This window comes from Caproicibacter sp. BJN0012, from assembly GCF_035986805.1.
Classification (GTDB): Bacteria; Bacillota; Clostridia; order Oscillospirales; family Acutalibacteraceae; genus Caproicibacter.
On the sequence record NZ_CP142518.1, the window covers coordinates 2,603,970 to 2,624,246 of the forward strand.

Below are 20,277 nucleotides of genomic sequence, written 5' to 3' on the forward strand. Positions count from 1 at the left end.
AACTTACATCCGCATGGAGCAGAAGGGATGCCTTTCCGCAAACGGCCTTTCTCTTTCTGCCATTTTCTGTGCCGCCACGTATTTTATGGGTATGCCGAGTTTACGGGCGGTGTCAATCTCACTCTGCATACCGCGGGATACCGTATCGCCGAAAACCCACAGCTCGTCACAGTGAGACAGCGCTTCCTTACCCATGTCGAGACCGAGCCGTCTGTCGTCGGAGTCATGTTCGTTCAGCACCTGCGGATATAGCAAATGAGGTGCAAAAAAAGCGTGCCCTTCGTTCATCACGAACCAGCACGCTTTCTCTGCGAACTCCGTATTTCGTTCAATGTCCCCGGCATAGGGGGACGCTACATAAATGAGCTTCATGTTTCCTCCATTTATTTCGGCGTGGCCTGAATGATGGTCCTCGTCGTGTTGACTGCCGCCTGCGCCGTATAGACGGCGCTCATGATATTGGCGCGTGTGCTGGTGTCCAAGCCGAATGCACCGCAGATGCGGGGTACTTCTCCGGCCGCCAGCATAAGGCCGAGCCCCAACAGGCAGTGGTCGGGTATGACCATGAGTCCTGCGGCAAGAATAGTGGCCTGCAAAAATGTTGTGAGACACAAGCCGATGATTTGCTTGCACCACTGAATAAAGCCGTCCATGTACCCACGGGGCACGCTGAACATATACAACGAGCCCACGGAAATCTGAATGAGCAGAATGCCGCCACGCTTGAGATTTGCAAAGAACACCTTAATGATGGCGTAGCCCATCATTATAATAATAAACAGAATCATAATGGGACTTGTGATGGCGCCAAGGCCTCCAAAGACACCCGCACTCGCAGCTGCGTCCAACGAACCCGCCGTGTTGAGATGGTCGATGATATCTGTTGCCAGTGTGTCAATGCCGCGGCCGTAGCCGGTGATTCCGGAGGTTAGGCTGGCCTGTAGGTTTACCGACAGCTTGAACAGCTCCACTGGCACGATGGTAAACAAATTGACGGCAAGAAAGCCCTTGAGCGCATTCAGCAGTGCATCTTTCACGCTGCCGCGTCCGTTCTGATAGTCGATGCCTGTCTCAAAGGCGGAAACCACAAGCCCTACAACATAGAGCGTCCATGCCAAATAGGAGAAAAACAGAACGATACTCTGCACCCATGACATTTCGAACAACTCCACGCCCATATTGCCCATTTGAGCAAAGAAATCACCGAGGAAGCCGACGGTCTGGCTGTAAACCCAGTCGATGATCTGATCCATGACGTCGCCGAGCAGAAAATCCCATATAAACAATTACATAATCACCTGCCTTTCCGACCGTAGTCATATATGGTTACATTCCAAGAATCGTCCACACATACATCGGAGCCGTAAGCGTAAAAACAAGACATGCAAATAATATTGCAGGACCGCTCCACTCAAACTGACCGTGTTTCCTATAGTCGAAGTATGCCATACCCAGCTTTGCAAAGAAAAACACGGCGAGGATGAGGTCAATGGCGGGAAAAACCACGTTGTTGACTACCTGCTTGATCTGACCCGAGGCGTCATCCCAAGTCCCTTCGATGGCTCCGGCGACATCACCGGCAGCGAGGGCGGGCATGGCCATGCAGATGCAGACCAGAAAAACAAGGCAGAGCGCAGCGATGAGCTTTTTGCTTTTCATGATGTTATCAGTCCTTTCCAAAAAAATTGGCCGCTGAGAGTGAACTTCTCAGCGGCCTTGTTGACGTACTTATGGGTTTGCCGGAGCAATGTGCCAGTCCTGCCACAGGTTGCCGCTGATTGTCAGCGAGTCTGTCAGATTCGCGGAGAGCATACCGGCCGGCGTCCATGCGTCAATGAGCCAAGTGTTGACGGTATAGGCTCCATCAGGCATCCAGATCGGCGTGAAATGGGTGCGATTCTTATACGTAGAATATGGGTTCTTCTGAAATTCGAATTTGCCCGAGCTCATCTGCTCCAGCCGCCGCCAATAGGTTTCATAGCCGAATTCCGGGAAATAGCTGACCGCTGTCTGCGGCTTCGTCACCGCCGTGCTTTGCGTGGTGGTGACTTTTCCCGTGACGGTCTGATTGATCCCATAGCCAGACTTCATGGTATCCCCGCTGGCCGTGGGGTTTTTGCTGTCGCACACGATACTCATGGAGGAGATCAGCTTGGCAGTGTAACTGTCATAATCGAACTGCCACCAGCCCTCGTCGACCCAATATCCGTCCTCATCGTCGCCGTACCACACCCAATTCTCCTGCCACCATGGGCGCCATACGCCCCAGCTTGTGGAGCTCTGATTCGCCCGGTTGGGTACCGGGGAATAGGAAAAGCCGTCGTTGCGGCCGTCAGCCACGGGATTCGGCGGTTTATTCTGATCCAGATCCACAATTCTAACGTTGATGGTGGAGTTTGAAGTGCTGCCGGGCCCGATCACCGTGACCGTGATTACCATGTCTTGCTCCGTGTCCGGCGTCGTCCATTTCACCCACGCAAGCTGACTGTTGCCGGATGGGTAGTACACGTTGCTCACGGTGTAAGTGGTTCCGCCTATTCGGAATTTTACGCTGACCGGATCATCCGGATCGGACTGTCCTCCGCTGACCGTGACCGCTGTAATCACCTCGGTGTTGACCCGGTACTCATAGTCAATGGTATCAACCTCGACGGGGTCGGTTCCTTCTTTAAAGCGTACGATGCCAAGCCCCAGGGACGAAATAATGTTCGCGTTGGATGTTGCGCTTGTTGTGGAGCCACTCCAAGCAGGATAACCGAGATCGGATGTTTCCAAAAACATCGCAAAGGGAAGATTTTTATGCGTGAGTGACTGCATCCAGCTCCGAAGCAGGCCATTCACCTGCTGGTCGTAGAGAGCCGCTTCTGTTGCAGTCATTACGATCTTGGCTCCTTGAAAAGTGAAATAGGCAAGCGGCTCAATTAACAACTTATAGTCGCCGTTGATCAGGACGTTGTAATCCATGCCTGTGTGGTTCGCTATAAGCTGCACAAGGAATTCTGAACAGAAATACTTCTTGAGTGCATCAATGTTGTTTGTTCCATTCGTACTTATTACCTGCGGGATAGCTTGAGGGGGATTGATACATGTATAACCACCTTGATATGCCCGCAGAGATATGCCGTTATTGTACTGCAATTTGCTTACTTTCCCGAAGTGATAGATATTTGATGATGGAGTAATATCCGTCAGGTCAATGGGGGTCGTGACCACGGCATGGTCACTTGCCCTCACTACGGTTACACGTACACCATCATCGCCGGGGTTCCAGTAATTTGAGTTTGTCCCGGTACCCATTCCGCCACCACCGCCGTCCATATTACCGCTTCCCCCCGTATCAGCAAAGGCCGTGATGGGGCAAAACAGGCACAGAATAAGCAATAGGCTCAATGATATCTGAAGCAGTTTTTTCATCTGTTCCTCCTTTTACAAATAAAAAAGCACGGTATCTTTCAACCGTGCTTGAGGGATTATTCCGTTCAGTCCATTGTGCCCACTTGCTTGTTTATGTCGCCAGTGCTTTCTCCTTCAGATACTTGATTCTCTCCTAAGTTTGGCACGTTGTCAAATCCGGGCAGACCGCCGCTGGATTTGCCGGAGTCGTTTGAGGAGGTACCCTCGGACGGACTCGTATTGGTGCTGCCAGATGACGGCGTAGGTGTTGTAGCGGATTCTCCATTTGGTTTCTGCGAGGGATTGGTGAGCTGCTCATCGGAGTATTCCGGTTTAGTCACGTCGCTCTGAATGGTCTGCTCGGTACCGCTGTCATCCCCGCCGCCTGCGGGAACGCTGCTGTCCGTGCCGGCCGCGCTGGAGATATCGGGGGCGGAGACCACCACCTCACTATTTTTTTCTGTATCGGTATCCACCGTCACATCGGACGGCTCGGAGCTTTGCGAGGAGATCGGATCATCCGTCTGAGGTTCCGTCATGAAACGGCTTCCGATCAGTACGACAAGTATGGCGCAGGCTGCGAGGCTCACGCCTACGACGAGCCGCCGTTTGCTTTTATCGCTCATGTTTTTCATCGGTGCGTCCTCCCGTTCGTATTGGATAGCTTTCGTCAAGCCACACCCTACCACAACAGCTTTTGGAAGTCTATCCTTATGATAAAATACTTTTTAAAGAAAGTCAAAACCTGGGAATAAAACCTGCGCTGGTCTTGACAGTAATGCGCATGGGTGGCAGGAGCTCCCCGGCAAAGGATACGGGAACCTCCAGCTCAATGGCGCCGTCCGCCTGAAACCGGTTTGACGCCTGGTCGCCGGAAGCAAGCGGAGCGTTCTCAATATCCACCGACAGGCTCCAGATTCTGAATTCCAGCTCGCTATCGGAATTACGTTTCTCATGGTAGCCGCCGCTGGCGGAAAGGCCGAGGAGCTTGTCCAGCCGTCCGTAAATATCGCCGTAATCCAGCGATTCCTCAAAATCACCGGCGGTTGGCTGATAGGCGCCCGAATAGCCCTCCCGGACGCCGTGGTATACGTCATCATAGTTGTCGTTGACGGTAGAGATCACGGCACTCTGTACCGCGTCCCGGACGCCCTGGGCAATCACGATCAGCCGGAAATACTCGGATACGCCGCAGAAGATGAGCGCCAGAGCGAGGGTCACGGCAACGATCAGCGGAAAAGAGGAGCCTCGTTTGCCTGTTAAAATTCGTTTGATTCGTCTCATCTGTCCACCTACTTCCAATAGACTTCGGATTTTCCGGTTGCCTGTGCCTGCAGCGTGACCGGAAAAGAGCCGAAGCCCGCGAAAAGGCCGATATTCATCTCATAGGTCACCGTCACCGTGACTTCCTCATTGAGCTGGATCATTCCCGTTTTTGACCAGGTTACCTCGGGTACCAGCCCGGTACGCTCCCGTAGGAGCTGCTCCTGTGTTGTGGTTTCACTGCTTACCCGCCCAGCGATCTCTGCCTCCCGAATCAGCTCCGAAGCAAAGGTGTCCACTTGCTGCTTGGCAATATAGGCGGGAAAGACCTGCACGGCGAGGGCGATGACCAGCATGGCGCAGAGCACCAGCACCGCCACGTCGATGTAGCCCTCGCCGCGTCTGTTTTTCAGAGCGCGGATCACATGGTCACCCCCTGATCCAGCGTGAGCGGCTTTCGAGTCATCTCCTGGATTTCGTTGCTGAGCATATGCCATTCATTGCCGCTGAAATTCGCGTTGAGAACCTCTTGATTCAGCAGTTCATCCGCTGTGATTTCCATGGCATACTCAATTTCTCCGGGATGTCCCTTCACGCTCTGTCCGGCAAGCAGCAACATGACGCGCTCGGGTGTCAGGTATACGAAGCCACCCGGCGTCATCATATCGAAGGAAGCGCCCGGATGCCGTTCGATGAATTCCCGCACGGTGACCGGAGCATCTCGGCCGGGCGTCGGCTCCACGCCGGGCGCCAGCGGATAGAGGTTTTCGGTGTCCTGACAGTCCATGACCGCCCACAGTGCATGGGAGAAATCCTCGTCATGCACCATCTCCATGCCGTTTTCATTGATCCATTTATCCCGCATGATTTCCAGCGGATTTTCAAACCGCAGGAGCCATTCGGCCTGCTGCTCATCCACGCTTTTCATGAGATGCTCCTTGACCATTTGGGCCGCGTAGATCTTTTCTGCCTTTTCAATCAGCTCGGATGGTGTCATTGCCGACCACTGGTCTGCGAAGGCGGCGTAGTTTTCCTGCAGTCTGTCAAAAAGCAGAACCTGATATTTGTTTTCCATGACGGTTTCCCTCCTTAGAACATCCCGCCGAGGGATGTGATGATTTCATAGACGATGATGACCATGTACGTCATCAGGAAGCACATGAGCATAAAAAAGGAGCAGACGCGGATTTTCGGTGGGATTTTCATGGCTTGGGCCTTGAGTCGCTGGAGCTCCAACTGCTTCATATCGTGCGAGAGCATCTGGAAATACACCGCCCCGTCGTCGCCGCGCAGAACACCGATCAGGCCCCGCGTGATATCCGAGAGCATGGGCGAATTGAACCTTGCCTCAAACCGGGTCAGCGCCGCCTCGTAACTGGAGGAGCGCATATCTGCGGTGAGGATGTCCAGCTCCGCACCAAAATCCGAGTCGGCGTTTTTCTTGAAATTCTCCAGTATCGCCAGCACATCCCGACTGGCCCTGAGCTCCTGGGTGATGGTCGCAACGAACCGGGGAAGCTCCTGCTCGATCCGGCTCCGCTTGGCTGAGAGTGCCTCGTCTGCCTTTCGAATCTCCTTGAAATAAATGAGGACGGCGAGGAACAGAGCCACGGGCGCCAGCAGCGGCAGGACGAAAATGCTCGGGACGGCAAGCACGGCTACGGATGCCGCCTTGACGATGGCCGTGGCCATGAACAGCTCCGGGGTCGTATTCAGCCCCGCCGCCGACAGGACGTTCTTCATCCGACTCCGCTTATACTCATCCATGCTGATCAAATGGGAAAGCCGGACGGCGGCGCTCTGGAGCAGGGTGTCAACGGTTTTGGGCTTTGCCTTAGCCTGTTTACCCGCCGCCAGCATCGCCTTTTGCGCGGCAAGGCTGGGCAGCCGCAGCAGATCCGCGGCAATAAAAAAGAGCCCTGCCGCAAGGAGGACTCCGAATAAAAAAATAGCTCCCGTCATGCCGTCACCTCCGATACTCGATGGGCTGGGTCACCCGGATTACGAACGCCGTCGTGATAAAAATGACAGCGGCGCAGACCGCCAGCACGATTTGACCCGGCGCGGTATGCATCAGGGTGTGGTACCAGTCCTGATTCAGCATGCGCATCAGCGGAATGTTGCCCAATACAAGCACCACCATGACGATATATTCCTTGCGCGGCTCAAATACCATGTTTTCCAGCTCTCCGTTGACCACGCGCACGTCGCTGAGCTTGGTCACAATGGGGGTCAGCGTGGTTTTCAGGCTGCGGTCATACTGACAGTCGCATAAGGTGCCGCACCATTCCTGAAAGACCGGATTGTCGATCTGCTCCCGGAGGTCGCTCAGGGCCGCCTCCACGTCGGGATCGACCAGCCGGACGCGGTTTACAAAGTCACGGAACACCGACAGCACGGGCGGATTCAGATACGCCAGATTTTCTTCAACGGCAGTGAGGATGTCTTCGTTGCGCAGGTACGCTGTGGTGATAATGGACAAGGCGGTTTCCAACTCGGCCGCGATGTTCTTTTTGAAGTGGGTCTGCGTCAGCTTTACATACCAGAACGGCAGGAACATCATTCCCACCGCCATTACGGGAACGAGAAAGAAGTTACTCATAATAATTGCGGCAGATGCCCCCGCGGCGAAGAGCGCCAGAGACAGGGCGCAAAGCATGGGGAATCGGTTTTCCCGGCCGGTCACCTTGAGGATGGACTGCGCCTCGGCAATCTGCCGTCGCAGATAGGACCGTTTTTTCCGGTGAGTTGCCTCTTTGACCTCGTCGCGGATAGATTTCGGTTTATCGATAAGCCGGAAAAAGATTCCCCCGGTGAAGCTCATCGGGGAAATACCGAGAATCAGGAAAAAGCCCGTGATCATGCCGATGCAGGCAATTAGAAGAACGGTGGTCACGCGATTGCCGCCTCCTTTCCCTGGAGCCGCTCGATCAATGGCTGGGGCATCCCGTTTTCAAGCAGCCGCTTGGCGAGGCTGTCCGAAATGGCGTTGACCTGTTCATGGTGTCCCTCAATGATAAATTTTCCGTCCTCCATCCGGTTTTCGGTGATGATGTACTGGAAGAGCGGGCGGAAGCGGCGGGAGCCGTCCGGCAGGATTTCGCATTCCTGAATCTCCATCATGCGCCGCTGCTTGTTTTCGAGCTGCTTGCAGAATACCACGATGGGGTACGCCTCAGTGACGTAGTCCATGAGGGTCTGATCGGGCGTATCCACCGCGCGCTTACACAGGGATACCATGCGGCGGTAGGTGGCCTCGCAGGAGTTGGAGTGGATAGTGGTCACTACCGCCACGCCAGTGCGCGCGGCTTCCTGTGCCGCGTTCGCCTCGGCGCCCCGCATCTCACCGACCACGATAATATCGGGATTGAAGCGAAGCGCCGCATCCAGAAGACTGATCTGATCGATCCGCTGGCGGTCGATGTCGCTGTCGCGGGTCAGGGTATGAATGACCGAGTTGACCACCCGGCCGTCCATTTCCCGCACCAGCGCCAGCTCACGGGAGCCGTTTTCGATGGTGTAGATGCGCTTGTTGTCAGGGACGGTGGTAAGCACCCAGCCGGCCACGGTGGTTTTGCCGGAACTGGTTGCTCCCGCCACGCAGACCGAAATTCCGTACCGGACGCAGAGGGACAAAAAGTCCAGCATCGGCTCCGTAGCCGTGCCGCCCCGGACGAAATCATCCTTTTTCATGCTCTGCGGGTTGACAATACGGATGCTGGCCGCGACGCCCACATCCTCATCCACGATGGGGCTTTTCAGGACTGTGATGCGGATGTTTTTGGAGAGATGGCCCAGCGCGATGGGGCTGGCGTTATCCAGCACCATGCCGCTGACATGGAGCATTCTGCGGATGACGTTGACGGCGTGCTGCGGACCGTCGAAGCGTTCGTCCAGCTTCACGGTGCGACCGTCCGAATACTGCACCTCGATATCCTTCCAGGAGTTGACGTCGATTTCCTCGATCCCGATGCCGTGGATATACTTGGTGAGGAAGCCGAACTCGGCCATTTCCGAATAGAGAGCGTCTACCAGCTTCTCTCCGCTGATGCCGTTTACCGCGATGCGGCGGTCCTGAATATATTTCGTGATATAGCGCTTCATCTGTGCTTTGGCGTCTTCGGAGTTCCCGGTGATGAGGGTGCTGTAGTTGGCGGAGATATATGTTTGCACGTCATTCAGCACGGAGGAAAAGTCCTTGCCTTCGCTTTCGGGGGTAAAGAACAGGGAATGCGCCCGTCCCGAAGCGGTGAATTCCACAGGTCGATTGATCTGCGACGGCTCCTGCCACCGTCTGGCCTCAGTCGGTTTTGGGGGTGCGTCCTCCTGCGCGCGGTTTTTCCTGAAAAAGCTCAGGATGCCCCTTTCTTTCTTCAGCATTCAAATACCTCCTTTGCGATTTTTTCAATTTCCCTGCGCAGCGTGCGGCTGTCCTTGAGGGACAAGTCGGCCAGCAGGTTTCCGGCGAGATACTGATCCTCCAGTTCCCGCGAATACGGCAGTGTGAAAGCCACCGATCCGAGTGCCTGAGCGGTCTGCTCTCCAGCCTGCCAGGGCTTTACGTTAGAGGCCACCTTGTACTGTTTGTCCGCGTCCCATTTGCCGTCCCGCAGAAGCGGAAGCTGGCTGGAAAAATAGCTTACGGATTTGAGATCCGCGCCGGACAGCCGCAGGACGTTGTCGGCTTCCATCAGTGAGACTGCCGAAAGGATGTCGTTTGCGATGTAGCTGCCGCAGTCAATCACTACAAAGGGCGCAGTCTCCCGCAGCCCGTCCAGCAATTCTTTCGCCTGCACCTCCGAGTATGGCGGGTAGGTGTACTCGTTTTCCCCTTTCTTCATGCCAAGGAGAGTAAGATGGCTGTATTTCTTCAGTGTCACAAGGTTGTGCTTGATGAGCGGTTCGGACACATGAGCGGCGGCGAGGATACTGCCCAGGGAATGGTCGCATTCCAGCTCGGAGGGCGGGCAGATGCAGGGCAGCATGGGTGCGGTCATATCGCAGAGCATCAGTACCGTGTTGCGCTTCTGATCGGCAAGGTACTTTGCGATCTTTGTCGCTACGGTGGTCTTGCCGCTGCCGGGAGCACCCCAAACCGCGAGAATGCCGCCCTGAGTTTCCGGCTCGGGCGGCAGCTCATCCTTCTCCGCGCTGCGGGAGAAGATACTGCTTTTCTTGAAGTTCAGCATCACTGCACCCCGCTTTCCGCTTCGGTACTCTGATTGACCGTGGAGTTTGCCTCCGTTTCCCGCGTGCCCCCGTTGTCCTTTGAGGGATAGAGCGACGCCAGCGTTTCCTCCTGCGCTGCGATAAATTTGTCGGCGTTCTCTGCCGTACCGCGGTAGACAAGCGCCAGATGAATGGTACCGTCCGATTCCAGCCCAGCCAGCACCTTACTTTGCTCGGTTGTCACCAGCAGGGTCACGGTGGAAGGCAGCTCCTGATCCTCGTCGCCAGTATCCTCTCCGGTGTCTACGTCGGCGCCGGAGGAGGCGGTCACGCCGATGACCTCCACATACTGGAGTTCGGCGGGGATGACGGTGGCGCCCTGCCCGTTATAGTTGGGGGCAATGACGGATACAATATCTCCGCTCTGGAGCTTGCCGGACAGGCCCTCCGCAAAGCTCTTGATGGTGACCGATATGGCCTGTTTGGTACCGTCGAGGTTGTACAGATAGGCATTTTCCGCAGCGGGGGTGTCGGTCAGCTTGGTACTGAGGATATAATCGCCGATGGAAAGGTCGGCGGCGGCATATTTGCCGACGACAGTATCGGTCTTGCGAATCACGTTGTCAGGCAGGCCGTAACCGCCCACCTCTGCGGTCTGCACCATATCTGCCGTGATCTCGTCGCCGGCCTTAATCTCCTTGACCACGCGGACAATTTCCGCCTTCTCGCTGACGGCGCTGTTGAAAAGCGGCGTTACGCCGAAGCAAATGAGCAGCGAGAGCAGGATGCAAAAAACACCCACCACGGTGCGGTTTTTGAATAGATTCATAGGATTGAGCCTCCTAAGTTCATAATGTACGCGGCGATAAAGCCCGCGGATAAAAAGGGCGCCAGCGGCAGGATGTGTTCTCCCGCCGCCTGCGTTTCGGATTTCTTCAGTTTTCGGATGCCTTTGTCCGCCAAATAGTACCCCAGCACCGCCGTGAGGCCGAGGATCAGGCCCACGGTCCCCGCGGGGAGGCCCAAAACGAAGCCCGCGGCGGCTGTGAGCTTGATATCGCCGCCGCCCATGCCGCCCTCTTTTATAAGGGCGGCGATGAGAAGTGGAAGAGCCAGCAGGACGCCGAACAGCTTATCAGGTGTAAGCGTCCGTAGGCCAAGGCAGAAAATGAGGACGCAGAGTGTGTCGGGGACGATCCGCTTTCGGATGTCCCATACCGAGGCCGCGAGGAGCAGACAGCAAAAAAGCGCCGTCTGTGCGACGCTGTCAGCCGGCATAGTTGAACATTTCTTTGATGCGGTCAACCAGCGTGGGCAGAACCGTATCTCCGAACAAGGAGTACAGCCCGGCCAGGAGCAGACCGCCCAAAACCACGGCGATCAGGATTTTGATGGCCGTATCGATGTACCCCTCGGCGCGGTTGCCGGCAAGCGCCTTGCGGGAGCGTCTGCCCAACACAACCATAGTGATCAGGGCGTTTTTCGCAGATGCGACGGCTTTCACAGCCCCGTTTCTAAGTTTGGAAAACAGTTTTTTCATAATGAAATTCCTCCTAAATTCTGACATTAAGAAGTCTTCCGCAATGGTAGTCACTGCGGAAGGCTTGCTTTTTATGCTGCCTCGCCATAAGACTGTGTGGATGGCAGCGCTTTTAACCCGCGGACCAGTAAAACTCCACGGAATAGGTGATGTTGGATTTGTTATACATGCAATTGTGAGGCGTGTAGTAGTAGAATTCGAGCTTCGAATAGACGCCGGGCGTCAGTGTGCCGTACATATAAACGCCATTGTTGCTGTAGACGCGTCCCGTGTTGCCATCCGTGGCCGCAAACGAGTTGCCAATAGACGAGTCGAAGGATACCGTTTTAAGCTGCTCCCACTGGCCGGTTTGAATATTGTATCCTCTGACCTGCCCGTAGTCGTAGTTTGCGCTGTGCCCGCTGACAGAGGGGACGGTAAATGTCCATTTCGTGATGGTCGCGCCCTGCACACCGTCTTCAATAATGGTCGATTCAGGCCCGGTGAGCGTCATACCGCCGCCATGGGAAGAATCCGCTACAAAAAATATAATAGCCGCCCAGGAGGACTCGGCGCCGGTGGAATCCACTGCCTTGACCTTGACGATATTCTTGCCAAGAGGATAGCCGGTGCTGGTTTCCGCAAGTCGGCCGTCCCATACATAGGTGATGGCGTCACCGTCTGGGTCTGTTGAGGAGGCCGTGATGGTCACCGCCGTGCCGGGGCTGACGCTGTTCCCGCTGGGCGAACGAGTGATGACCGGCGTTGTGGGTGCGGAGTTGGAAACGGTGAACTTCACTTCCGTCCACGCAGAATACAATCCCCAGGCATCCTTGGCGCGGGCTTTGACAGTGTACGTTCCGGCGGCGTAATAGCCATCGGCGCTTGTACCGTCCCACTCATAGGTCATAGCATCGCCGTCCGGGTCAATCGAGGAAGCGGAGAAATTGACGAGGAATTTGCCGTTGCTGGCTGTCCGGGTCGGAGTGGCGCTGGCGGTCGGTGCGCCGGGTGCGGCGTTGGTGACGGTGATGTTCTCGGAGTGAGAAAATACCCGCCCCTCACTGTCCGTGACCGTGGCTGTCAGCTTATAGGTTCCCGCAGCGCTGATGGTAATGCTGCCGCCGCTGTTGGATAGGGTTCCGTTATAGCTTGCGGTGCTTCCGTCCTTGGTCAGCGACCATACGATGCTGTTACTCTCCATACCGGAGCTGTCCGTTATGGTAACGGCTGCCGCCTTTCCAATGTGAACGGAGGCCGGAAGTGTGAAGCCGCACTCCGCGATGGGCTTGAGCGCTGTCGTATTGGATTTAAAGGTAAAGGAACGACCAATTGCGTCTGCACCCGTTGCGATGAGCTGCACGGTGGCGGTTGTGCTGGTGCTGAGCGTGATGGTGCCGCCGCTTTCGGACAGGGTCCCGGCCGCGACGCTGGTGTACGGAACGGCGGCACCGCCATTTATGGATATGCTCCAGTCAATATTCAGACCGTCCAGTTCGGTTCCGGTTACGCCGACCGTAATCGCCTCAGTGCTGTAATTGAGTGCCGGGAGGCTGATCTGTATCTCCGGGATGGGATAGACGGTGATTGCCGAACTTTCGGAGAAGGCTCGGCCCAACGTGTCGGTCAGCGTGACGGTCAGTGTATAACTGCCTTTGTCGTTGAATGTGATACTGCCGCCGTCAACCGCCAAGGTTCCGCTGGTGTATTCGGTATAGGTCTTGGCTGTACCGCCGTCCTTGGAAATCGTCCACACGGCGGTGAGGTTATCCAGATCGGTACCACTGACGAATACTGTGGCTGCTTCACCGACGTACCCGGTCTGCGGCAGGCTCAGCGCGATATCAGGAATGGGATAAACTGTGATTTCTGCGCTGTCCGCGAAGCTCCTGCCGAGGGCGTCGGTCATGGTGACGGTCAGCGTATAGCTGCCTTTATCGTTGAATGTGATACTGCCGCCGTCAGCCGCCAGGGTTCCGCTGGTGTAATCGGTGTAGGCCCTGGCTGTGCCGCCGTCCTTGGAGATTGTCCACGCAATGGTCACACTGTCCAGATCGGTTCCGCTGAGGGACACTGTGTCGGACTCTCCGACGTATCCGGTCTGGGGTATGGTCAGCTTGATCTCTGGAATGGGATAAATGGTAATGTTTCCGGTCTGTGAGTAGCTCCTGCCCAGCGCGTCGGTCATGGTAATGGTCAGCGTGTAGCTGCCTTTGCTGTTAAACGCGATGCTCCCGCCGTCACTTGACAGGGTTCCGCTGACGTAATCGGAATACGGAGCCGCTTCGCCGCTGTCCTTGGAAACCGTCCACACGGTGGTCAGGTTATCCAGGTGAGTACCGCTGACGGATACAGTGGTGGTTTCTGTTGCATATCCGGTCTGCGGCAGGGTAAGATCAATTTCGGGGATCGGGTAAACGGTGATGCTGTCGCTGCAGGAGAAGGTTCTGCCCAGCGCGTCGGTCATCGTGGCCGTGAGGACGTATTCGCCGTCGTCCGCGAACTGGATTTTTCCGCCCTGGGCGTTCAGCGTGCCCTCGATATAGGTTGAAATGGACACGCTTTTGCCGTCCTTGGTCAATGACCACTCCACCGGAAGCACATTGTTGTTCCCAGTGGTTCGGAGGTCGACCGTCCGGTCGGGATAGGTAGTTTCCGGCAGGTCGAACTGGATCGTGAGAACCGGAAGAACCTCAATTTTGTCGCCGGGCTCGAAAAGGAATACCCGTCCGGTAGCGTCGGTTACTCTTGCGACCAGCTCGTACATACCGGCGTGCTTAAAGCGGATCGTGCCTCCATCGTTGGTGAGATCGCCGCTTATATAGGTGTTCCAATCCTGAAATCCGTAGGTGTTGTCCACCAGCCATTCCACGGTCAGACCGTCCATATCCGTGGAGACCGCGTCGATCACGACGTCCGTATCGGTATGCACGGAGTCCGGGAGGCTGAAGGTCAGGGTCGGCACGGGATAGGCGGTGACGGTCTGGCTGTAGCTGTAGCTCCGCCCGGCCGCATCCGTGAGGGAGGCGGTCAGGACGTATTCACCCTTGGTAGTGAACTGAACGCTGCCGCCCTCGTTTGTCAGCGTACCGTCGACATAATCGCCAAGGGTAACCGCAGCGCCATTGCGGGTCAGCGTCCATTCCGCCGTGGCCGTATCAATGTTGGTGAAGGTTGCTTCCACCGTAACAGTTTCATCGGCATGGACAATATCGGGCAGGTAGAAGCCGACAGCGCCCACAGGATACACGGTGACGCTGGAGGAGGTTTCAAAGGTTCGCCCGGTGGCGTCGGTGAACGTAGCGGTTAGGGTGTACACGCCTTTTTCCGTAAACCGGATTGTACCGCCGTTGTTGGTGAGCGTACCATCGATATAGTCGCTCAGTGCGACCGCCTCGCCGCTACGGGTCAGGCTCCACGCGGCAGTCAGGCCGTCCATCTCCGTCAGGGTGGTCCCGAGTTCGATGGCGGTGTCGGTGTGCGAAGTCGAGGGAAGTTCAAACGCGACGTCCGGCACCGAATAGACCGTGACCGTTTCACTGTGGGTGAATTCACGCCCTGTTTCGTCGGTCACCGAGGCGGTCAGGGCGTATTCACCTTTGTCCGCAAACTGGATGGTGCCGCCGTCATTGCCGAGGCTGCCGTTTAATGCGGTATCCAGCTCGGCCGCGGCGCCGTCCTTTGTGAGCGACCACGTTATGCTCAGGTCACAGAGCTCGGCTGACTCGGCGATGGTCACTGTCTTATCAGTATGGGTGGTTTCCGGCAGGTCAAAACTCACGTCAATCACGGGATAAACCGTGACCGTCTGCGAATAGACAGTTTCCCGTCCCGCGCTGTTGACTGCCGTCGCAGTCAGCGTATAGCTGCCGTTGTTTTTAAAGGTGATGCTTCCGCCGCTGTCGGTCAGGGAGCCGCTGACGGCATCCGAGAGAGGCAAGGGTTTCTGCCCATCGTCTGCGGTTGCCTTGGTGAGCGACCATGTGATGGATTTCGCGTATTTCGTCGTGGCGGCAACAGGAACCGCGGTGTCGGTATGCGCCGTTGTCGGCAGCTCGAAGGATACCTGCGCTTTTGGATAACTGACGGAGCCGCCGCCTGAGCTACTGCCAGATCTGGAGTCTTCCTGATTCTTTTTGGCTTCCTCAGCAGCTTTGTCCGCCGCATCCTTCTGCCGCTCCAGCAGGGCGAACGCCTCGGCGCGGGTGCTTTCATCATCCGGCCTTATGGTGTTGTCGGGATAACCTTTCACGAGACCATAATCATCGGCGTAGTGGGCATAGCCTTTGTCGGCGCCGTAAAGCGCGCTGTCATCGGAAAACCCGGTGCGGCCCGTGTAGGCTTCGGCGGCGTCGCCCTTATGAATGGAGCGCACCATCATGCGTATGATCTCGATTCTGGTGATGGGTTCGGTTGACCGGAAGCTGCCGTCGTAGTCTCCGGGGGCGATGATCCCGGCGTCCACCAGGGCTTCAATATTTGCCTCCGACCAGTTCCCGTCGATATCCGAGAAGGTCGGCGTCTCTTTTTCCGCGCCTGTGGCGTCGAGTTCCAGATACCGGGCAAGCAGGGCGCAAAACTCGCCCCGCGTGATGATATTGTCCGGCTTTACCGTGCCGTCCGGGTAACCCGCGATGATCCCACGTTCGGCAAGCTCCTGAATGATGTCCTCCGCCCAATGTCCGGCACTGTCTGAAAACATGTGGTTGGCGGCGTAGGCGCTGCCCAAACACAAGGATAACGTCAGGCAGAGCGTAAGCAGCAAGCTCGAAAGCCTTTTCATTTTTCTTTTCATCAGCTTCCTCACATTCCGCCCATGGTCTGAGTCTGCTGGGCTGCGGGTGCATCGCTCTGCGCCTGAGACTGTTTCTGATTGAGCGCCTGCTCATAAGCTTTCATGACGGCGGCATTAAACTGTTCACGGGATTCCTTGGTACAGGGAAAGCAGATGTCCTTATACTCGGAGCCTACCTTATACTGGGGCATGGCTACAAAAAGGCCCCTGCTACTCTCAAGCACCTTCACGCCGCGGATGGCAAAGGCACCGTTGATGTTGACGCTGGCTGTTGCTCTCTGCGTGCCGCTGCTTTTTGCACCGAAGATCCGGACGTCATAGTTGCCGGAGTTCTGCTCTGCGGTTTTCTCCAGGGCGGCCTGCTCCGCCGCTTGAGTCTGTATTTTTGCCATTGAAAATGTCCTCCTTTTTAATTTTGGATAACAAAAAGCGCCCCGTCCGGGCGCTGGGTCACAAGGTCATCTTCATCCCGCAATCCTGCTCCAGGCCGGGAAACTTAACAGGCCGAAAGCAAGTGCGGTCGAGATAATATAAATTGCCGCCGCTGCCGTCGTAGAGCTCCACGAGGTCGGAGACCGACATCGGGCGGCCTGAAAAGCCGGGCGGCCTGCGTTCGGTGAACTTGTCATAGATCGCCTCCAGATCGTTGGTGTCGAGCTGCCCGTCGTAGACAACGGCGTAATCCTCCATCTTCGGCTCCGGCAGGGGCCTTCCGAAGGTGACGATGTCTTTCCATGCTGCCGCGCCGGGCTTCAGCTGCCAGATGCGACAGCTTTTTAAGACAGGCATGGCCTCATCCGAGTAAGTTGGGACATTTCCGTCGGCAATGCGCTCATAGACGCCGTTGGTCCATTGGGCCTTCAGTTGATTTCTCGTCAGCCATCGCTCCAGCTCATCATTTTGGAACATGGCGTCCATAACGGCGACATCCCGGTCGATGTATCCGGCAGGGTTTCCATAGTAAAAAACACAGCCTTTTCGCTGCTCAATGCCCCGCATGGCGCATCCCTCCTTTAAGTCATGTTCATACCTCCCGTCTGAGACGCTTCGCTCTGCTCCTGTCGGGGCGCGGTCAGCTCTGCCAGCTTTTCCTGCGCCCAGTCCGGTAGAAACTCGTCCTTTAGCACACCGACGAAGTCATGGCGGTTCCAGCGGGTTTCCTCGCCGTCCGAAAGACAGGTGCAGCGCACCGAGCGCCCGTTGGCGTTTGGACTGCAGCCGAAACCGTCGTGGGCGTACCACAGCTGATCCGCCTGTCGCCAACATTCCTCTTTCAGAATGTTGGGCGAAAGAACCAGCACTTTGCCGGTGAAGTCCAGAGAATTGGTATCTGCTTCGCATTGGGCGTGGTCAAACAGGCCCAGTGCCTGATACGCCTCGCGGTATTCATCCACGAACCCGTCCAGCACGGCGGGATGGCTGTCTACCGCGAAAGTATAGTTGTGCTCCTTGTCAGGCGGGATGGAGGTCATTTTTGCCCATGCCTTATTTTTACCGGAGAAACGACCATCATAGGCTTTTTCCTGTATCGTATTCGCCAGCACAAAGTTCACCCGCTTAAAACCGTATTCCGCGATGACGCCGTCAGCGCAGTCAGGATTCAAATGCATTCCGTCAAAGTCACGCCGGATGGCTTCCTCAATGGCTTTTTTGCAGGCAATATTTGCTTTCCAGCTCTCCCGCCAAAGGGCAATCTCCTTGCGCTGCCTGGCATAATCGATGGAGCCGGGATAGAGGTAGACGTCATTTTCCATAGACGACTCTTTCATCCATCAGGCGATCCTCCAGTGCTTCAAGGCACATACCGCAGCTGCGGAGGAAATCCAGAATGGGAAGCGGCACATCGGTTAAATCAAAATCATAATCCGCCTGACGGACACAGATTTCACCGCTGTCTTCGTTTACTTCGCAGGTGAGTTTGGCGTCTCTGGGGATATCCGCTTCCTCCAGCGCCCAAACGGGGACAAGAATGTCCGGTATTTCACGATCGCGGAGCAGTTCGCAAGCCTCACCGGGATCGCCGCAGCAGTCGCAGTGGCCGCAGTCACGGGCAAGCTGCAGCAGAAGTTTGCTGGCCACGTCATTCAGAGAATCCGCCGTGCGGATAAGCTCCATGGCGTCCATCTCGCCGGAGATGACCACCGCCGCATTGGTCAAAGTGTGCAGCTCCAGAGGGACACCATCCAGTTTGCTGAGCTTAAGGGCTGCCTTGGGGATGATGACGCCGTTCCTGCCGGGTTCTTTGATAAATTTCATAAGCATTTTTTCCTTTCCTCATTCGCCATGTTTTGTGAACATATTCAGTTGTAGGGGTTCGTGGTTTTGCCGCTCGGTCATATCGTAATTGGCGATCAGCACCTCCGGGAACTGACTGGCCGCTTCATACCGCTGTTTAATGCTGTTGAGCCGGGTGACCGATTCGATTTGTATGCCTGGCCGGTCATACAGATCCCGTACAAATTCATCGTCGTTGTAGGAAAGCATGAATTTGCCCTGAAAGGCGCCGTCCTCCGGAACCAGCGTATCCCGCAGCCGGATGTGGTCTTTCTCGGTGAAGCCGTCCTCGCCGACGTTTTTGTAGTAGCCCTCGGTGCCATGGTAGGGCGGGTCAATATAGAAAAAGCTCACCGGCGAATCAAAATGCCGAATGAGCCTTTCGCAGTCCTGGTTTTCGATGACCACCTTTGCCAGGCGTCGGTGAGCCTGCTCGATCAGCGGAAAGTTTGACCACATATCATGGCTGCGGCTTCCATAGCTGGTGAGACCGGAGGCATAGGAATAGCGGATGATCTGATAAAACCACACCGCTTTCTGAATTTCGGTTGCAGGACTGTCCCGCGCGAGGGCCGCTTTTATGAAATCAAAATCCTCACGGGAATTGAGTCCATATTTGAGTGCCGTTATCAACGCCTGGGGCTGATCCCTTACGCAGCGGTAAAGATTGGTCAAAAGACCGTTGAAGTCATTGTAGACCTCAAAATCATTGCCGGGCGGCTTGTGAAACAACACCCAGCCTCCGCCGCCGAATACCTCGATGTATTTCTCGTAATACAGCGGAAAGCGCTGGAGAATCACATCCCGCAGTGCTTTCTTTCCGCCGATCCAGCTCATAAAACTGTTCAGAGTCCATCACCTCCGTTCAGCGGGAGACGGGTCTGGGCCGTATCGAAATGCTCCAGCGATTTTTCCAGACCGCAGATGGCGGCGCTGATACCGGAAATGCGGTGTTTCATGTGGGCGATGGTGCGGCGGACCTCCTGTTCCGTCTCGGCATAGTAGTAGCCGTTTTCGCCGCTGGCGATGGGAACGCCCTTTCGGCGCAGGGTGTTGATCTGTTTGCGCAGTGCCGCGCCTTTGACGTCGAAGGCAAATTCCAACTCCCGACTTGTCGCGGCATATTGCTCTCCGGCATGAAAGATTTCCAGGTATCCGATAAGCCTGTCTTTCTGCATTGATCCTCCTTCCCGGGGGCGTTTTCCCGAAAAAGAGCGCAAAAAAGAAGGGCCGTTGTCCTTTTCGGAAAAACGGCCCCTTCGTTGTGTTTGGTTTATTCTTTTATGTCAGTTTCAATTGCGTCCTTGGAAATATCGTCTTTGTGCATCAGCTGAACGATCTTCTGCGGTGCCGGCGGGTCCCCGCCGGCAGCTTTCCAGCCTGCGAGAAAAGCGATGCGCACCATAGCGAACAGCGCGTTTTCCGCCTGATCATATTCACGGCGGTCCAGAAAGTCACCGAACGCCTGTTCAAAGTCAGTGGTCTGCATTTACATCACCTCTCGCGCAATTACTCGTTTCAAATGGTATTTTACCATCAATCCGGGCATAATGCAACATAGAACGAGTATTTGCGCGAATAAGGTTGACGCTTTTCACGTGGGTTCCGGATAAAATATTAATAGGAGGTGCGCCATGGACGATAAACACTATAAGAAATACATCCAGATTGGCCTGAACATCCTGCATTATCGGAAAGAACAGGGACTTACGCAGCTCCAGTTGGCCGAGATGACCGGGTACAGCCGAAACCAGATACAGCGCGTCGAAACCGCCGCAGCCGCGCCCAGTATTGCAATTCTATATGATATCTCGGAAGCGTTAGATGTGCCAATCGAAAAGCTGTTGGAGATCAGATAAAAGAA

General features: G+C 55.7%; 24 protein-coding genes. 1 reads left to right on the plus strand and 23 read right to left on the minus strand.

Translation table 11 applies throughout. The features are described 5' to 3' along the window. Positions 1-3: 3 nt before the first annotated feature. The 23 genes from VA597_RS12660 to VA597_RS12770 all read right to left on the minus strand — a co-directional run bounded on the left by VA597_RS12660 (position 4) and on the right by VA597_RS12770 (position 19,902). Positions 4-372, minus strand: a complete 369-nt coding sequence (locus VA597_RS12660; RefSeq protein ID WP_326974706.1) for a DUF7768 domain-containing protein — start codon at positions 370-372, stop codon at positions 4-6. 11 nt (positions 373-383) lie between these two features. Next, entirely contained in the window at positions 384-1,286 is a 903-nt protein-coding gene (locus VA597_RS12665) for a conjugal transfer protein TrbL family protein (protein WP_326974707.1), read from the minus strand. A gap of 40 nt (positions 1,287-1,326) precedes the next feature. Continuing rightward, positions 1,327-1,659 (minus strand): DUF3852 domain-containing protein, encoded by a 333-nt coding sequence (locus VA597_RS12670; RefSeq protein WP_326974708.1) that lies wholly within the window; start codon positions 1,657-1,659, stop codon positions 1,327-1,329. 69 nt (positions 1,660-1,728) lie between these two features. Continuing rightward, entirely contained in the window at positions 1,729-3,414 is a 1,686-nt protein-coding gene (locus tag VA597_RS12675; protein ID WP_326974709.1) for a hypothetical protein, read from the minus strand. Between the two features lie 65 nt (positions 3,415-3,479). Then, on the minus strand, positions 3,480-4,067 hold the full coding sequence (locus VA597_RS12680) for a DUF6550 family protein (protein WP_326974710.1): 588 nt from the start codon (positions 4,065-4,067) through the stop codon (positions 3,480-3,482). Positions 4,068-4,131: 64 nt separating this feature from the next. After that, positions 4,132-4,677: a hypothetical protein gene (locus VA597_RS12685; protein ID WP_326974711.1), complete on the minus strand. Its 546-nt coding sequence runs from the start codon at positions 4,675-4,677 to the stop codon at positions 4,132-4,134. Positions 4,678-4,685: 8 nt separating this feature from the next. Next, positions 4,686-5,081 carry a DUF4320 family protein gene (locus tag VA597_RS12690; protein ID WP_326974712.1) on the minus strand — a complete coding sequence of 132 codons (396 nt, stop codon included), beginning with the start codon at positions 5,079-5,081 and terminating at the stop codon, positions 4,686-4,688. Beyond that, positions 5,078-5,731, minus strand: a complete 654-nt coding sequence (locus tag VA597_RS12695; protein ID WP_326974713.1) for a hypothetical protein — start codon at positions 5,729-5,731, stop codon at positions 5,078-5,080. Before VA597_RS12695 ends, VA597_RS12690 begins: the two co-directional genes overlap by 4 nt. 14 nt (positions 5,732-5,745) lie before the next feature. Further along, positions 5,746-6,618, minus strand: coding sequence for a secretion protein F (locus VA597_RS12700; protein ID WP_326974714.1), 873 nt, complete (start codon positions 6,616-6,618; stop codon positions 5,746-5,748). Positions 6,619-6,622: 4 nt separating this feature from the next. Further along, positions 6,623-7,552: a type II secretion system F family protein gene (locus VA597_RS12705; protein ID WP_326974715.1), complete on the minus strand. Its 930-nt coding sequence runs from the start codon at positions 7,550-7,552 to the stop codon at positions 6,623-6,625. Beyond that, entirely contained in the window at positions 7,549-9,036 is a 1,488-nt protein-coding gene (locus VA597_RS12710; protein ID WP_326974716.1) for a type II/IV secretion system ATPase subunit, read from the minus strand. Before VA597_RS12710 ends, VA597_RS12705 begins: the two co-directional genes overlap by 4 nt. Then, entirely contained in the window at positions 9,030-9,845 is an 816-nt protein-coding gene (locus tag VA597_RS12715) for a ParA family protein (protein ID WP_326974717.1), read from the minus strand. The genes VA597_RS12710 and VA597_RS12715 overlap by 7 nt, the downstream gene beginning before the upstream one ends. Beyond that, the gene (gene cpaB, locus VA597_RS12720) at positions 9,845-10,654 is read right to left on the minus strand and encodes a Flp pilus assembly protein CpaB (protein ID WP_326974718.1); all 810 of its coding nucleotides are present in this window, start codon (positions 10,652-10,654) and stop codon (positions 9,845-9,847) included. Before cpaB ends, VA597_RS12715 begins: the two co-directional genes overlap by 1 nt. Then, positions 10,651-11,103 (minus strand): A24 family peptidase, encoded by a 453-nt coding sequence (locus VA597_RS12725; RefSeq protein WP_326974719.1) that lies wholly within the window; start codon positions 11,101-11,103, stop codon positions 10,651-10,653. The genes cpaB and VA597_RS12725 overlap by 4 nt, the downstream gene beginning before the upstream one ends. Next, complete coding sequence (locus tag VA597_RS12730) at positions 11,093-11,290, minus strand: DUF6133 family protein (protein ID WP_326975688.1); 198 nt, start codon at positions 11,288-11,290, stop codon at positions 11,093-11,095. The genes VA597_RS12725 and VA597_RS12730 overlap by 11 nt, the downstream gene beginning before the upstream one ends. Before the next feature lie 187 nt (positions 11,291-11,477). Then, entirely contained in the window at positions 11,478-16,139 is a 4,662-nt protein-coding gene (locus tag VA597_RS12735; protein WP_326974720.1) for an S-layer homology domain-containing protein, read from the minus strand. Between the two features lie 8 nt (positions 16,140-16,147). Beyond that, the gene (locus VA597_RS12740; RefSeq protein ID WP_326974721.1) at positions 16,148-16,531 is read right to left on the minus strand and encodes a SpoVG family protein; all 384 of its coding nucleotides are present in this window, start codon (positions 16,529-16,531) and stop codon (positions 16,148-16,150) included. Positions 16,532-16,589: 58 nt separating this feature from the next. Next, positions 16,590-17,138: a YodL domain-containing protein gene (locus VA597_RS12745; protein ID WP_326974722.1), complete on the minus strand. Its 549-nt coding sequence runs from the start codon at positions 17,136-17,138 to the stop codon at positions 16,590-16,592. 14 nt (positions 17,139-17,152) lie between these two features. Further along, positions 17,153-17,908: a DUF3849 domain-containing protein gene (locus VA597_RS12750; RefSeq protein WP_326974723.1), complete on the minus strand. Its 756-nt coding sequence runs from the start codon at positions 17,906-17,908 to the stop codon at positions 17,153-17,155. Beyond that, positions 17,883-18,395: a hypothetical protein gene (locus VA597_RS12755; protein ID WP_326974724.1), complete on the minus strand. Its 513-nt coding sequence runs from the start codon at positions 18,393-18,395 to the stop codon at positions 17,883-17,885. Before VA597_RS12755 ends, VA597_RS12750 begins: the two co-directional genes overlap by 26 nt. 18 nt (positions 18,396-18,413) lie before the next feature. Further along, positions 18,414-19,250 (minus strand): DNA adenine methylase, encoded by an 837-nt coding sequence (locus VA597_RS12760; RefSeq protein WP_326974725.1) that lies wholly within the window; start codon positions 19,248-19,250, stop codon positions 18,414-18,416. Positions 19,251-19,258: 8 nt separating this feature from the next. Continuing rightward, positions 19,259-19,591 (minus strand): hypothetical protein, encoded by a 333-nt coding sequence (locus tag VA597_RS12765; protein ID WP_326974726.1) that lies wholly within the window; start codon positions 19,589-19,591, stop codon positions 19,259-19,261. 95 nt (positions 19,592-19,686) lie between these two features. Then, positions 19,687-19,902 (minus strand): hypothetical protein, encoded by a 216-nt coding sequence (locus VA597_RS12770; RefSeq protein ID WP_326974727.1) that lies wholly within the window; start codon positions 19,900-19,902, stop codon positions 19,687-19,689. A 145-nt stretch (positions 19,903-20,047) separates the two neighbouring features. Here VA597_RS12770 and VA597_RS12775 point away from each other — a divergent pair, with 145 nt between their 5' ends. Further along, the gene (locus VA597_RS12775; RefSeq protein ID WP_326974728.1) at positions 20,048-20,272 is read left to right on the plus strand and encodes a helix-turn-helix domain-containing protein; all 225 of its coding nucleotides are present in this window, start codon (positions 20,048-20,050) and stop codon (positions 20,270-20,272) included. Positions 20,273-20,277 lie beyond the last annotated feature (5 nt).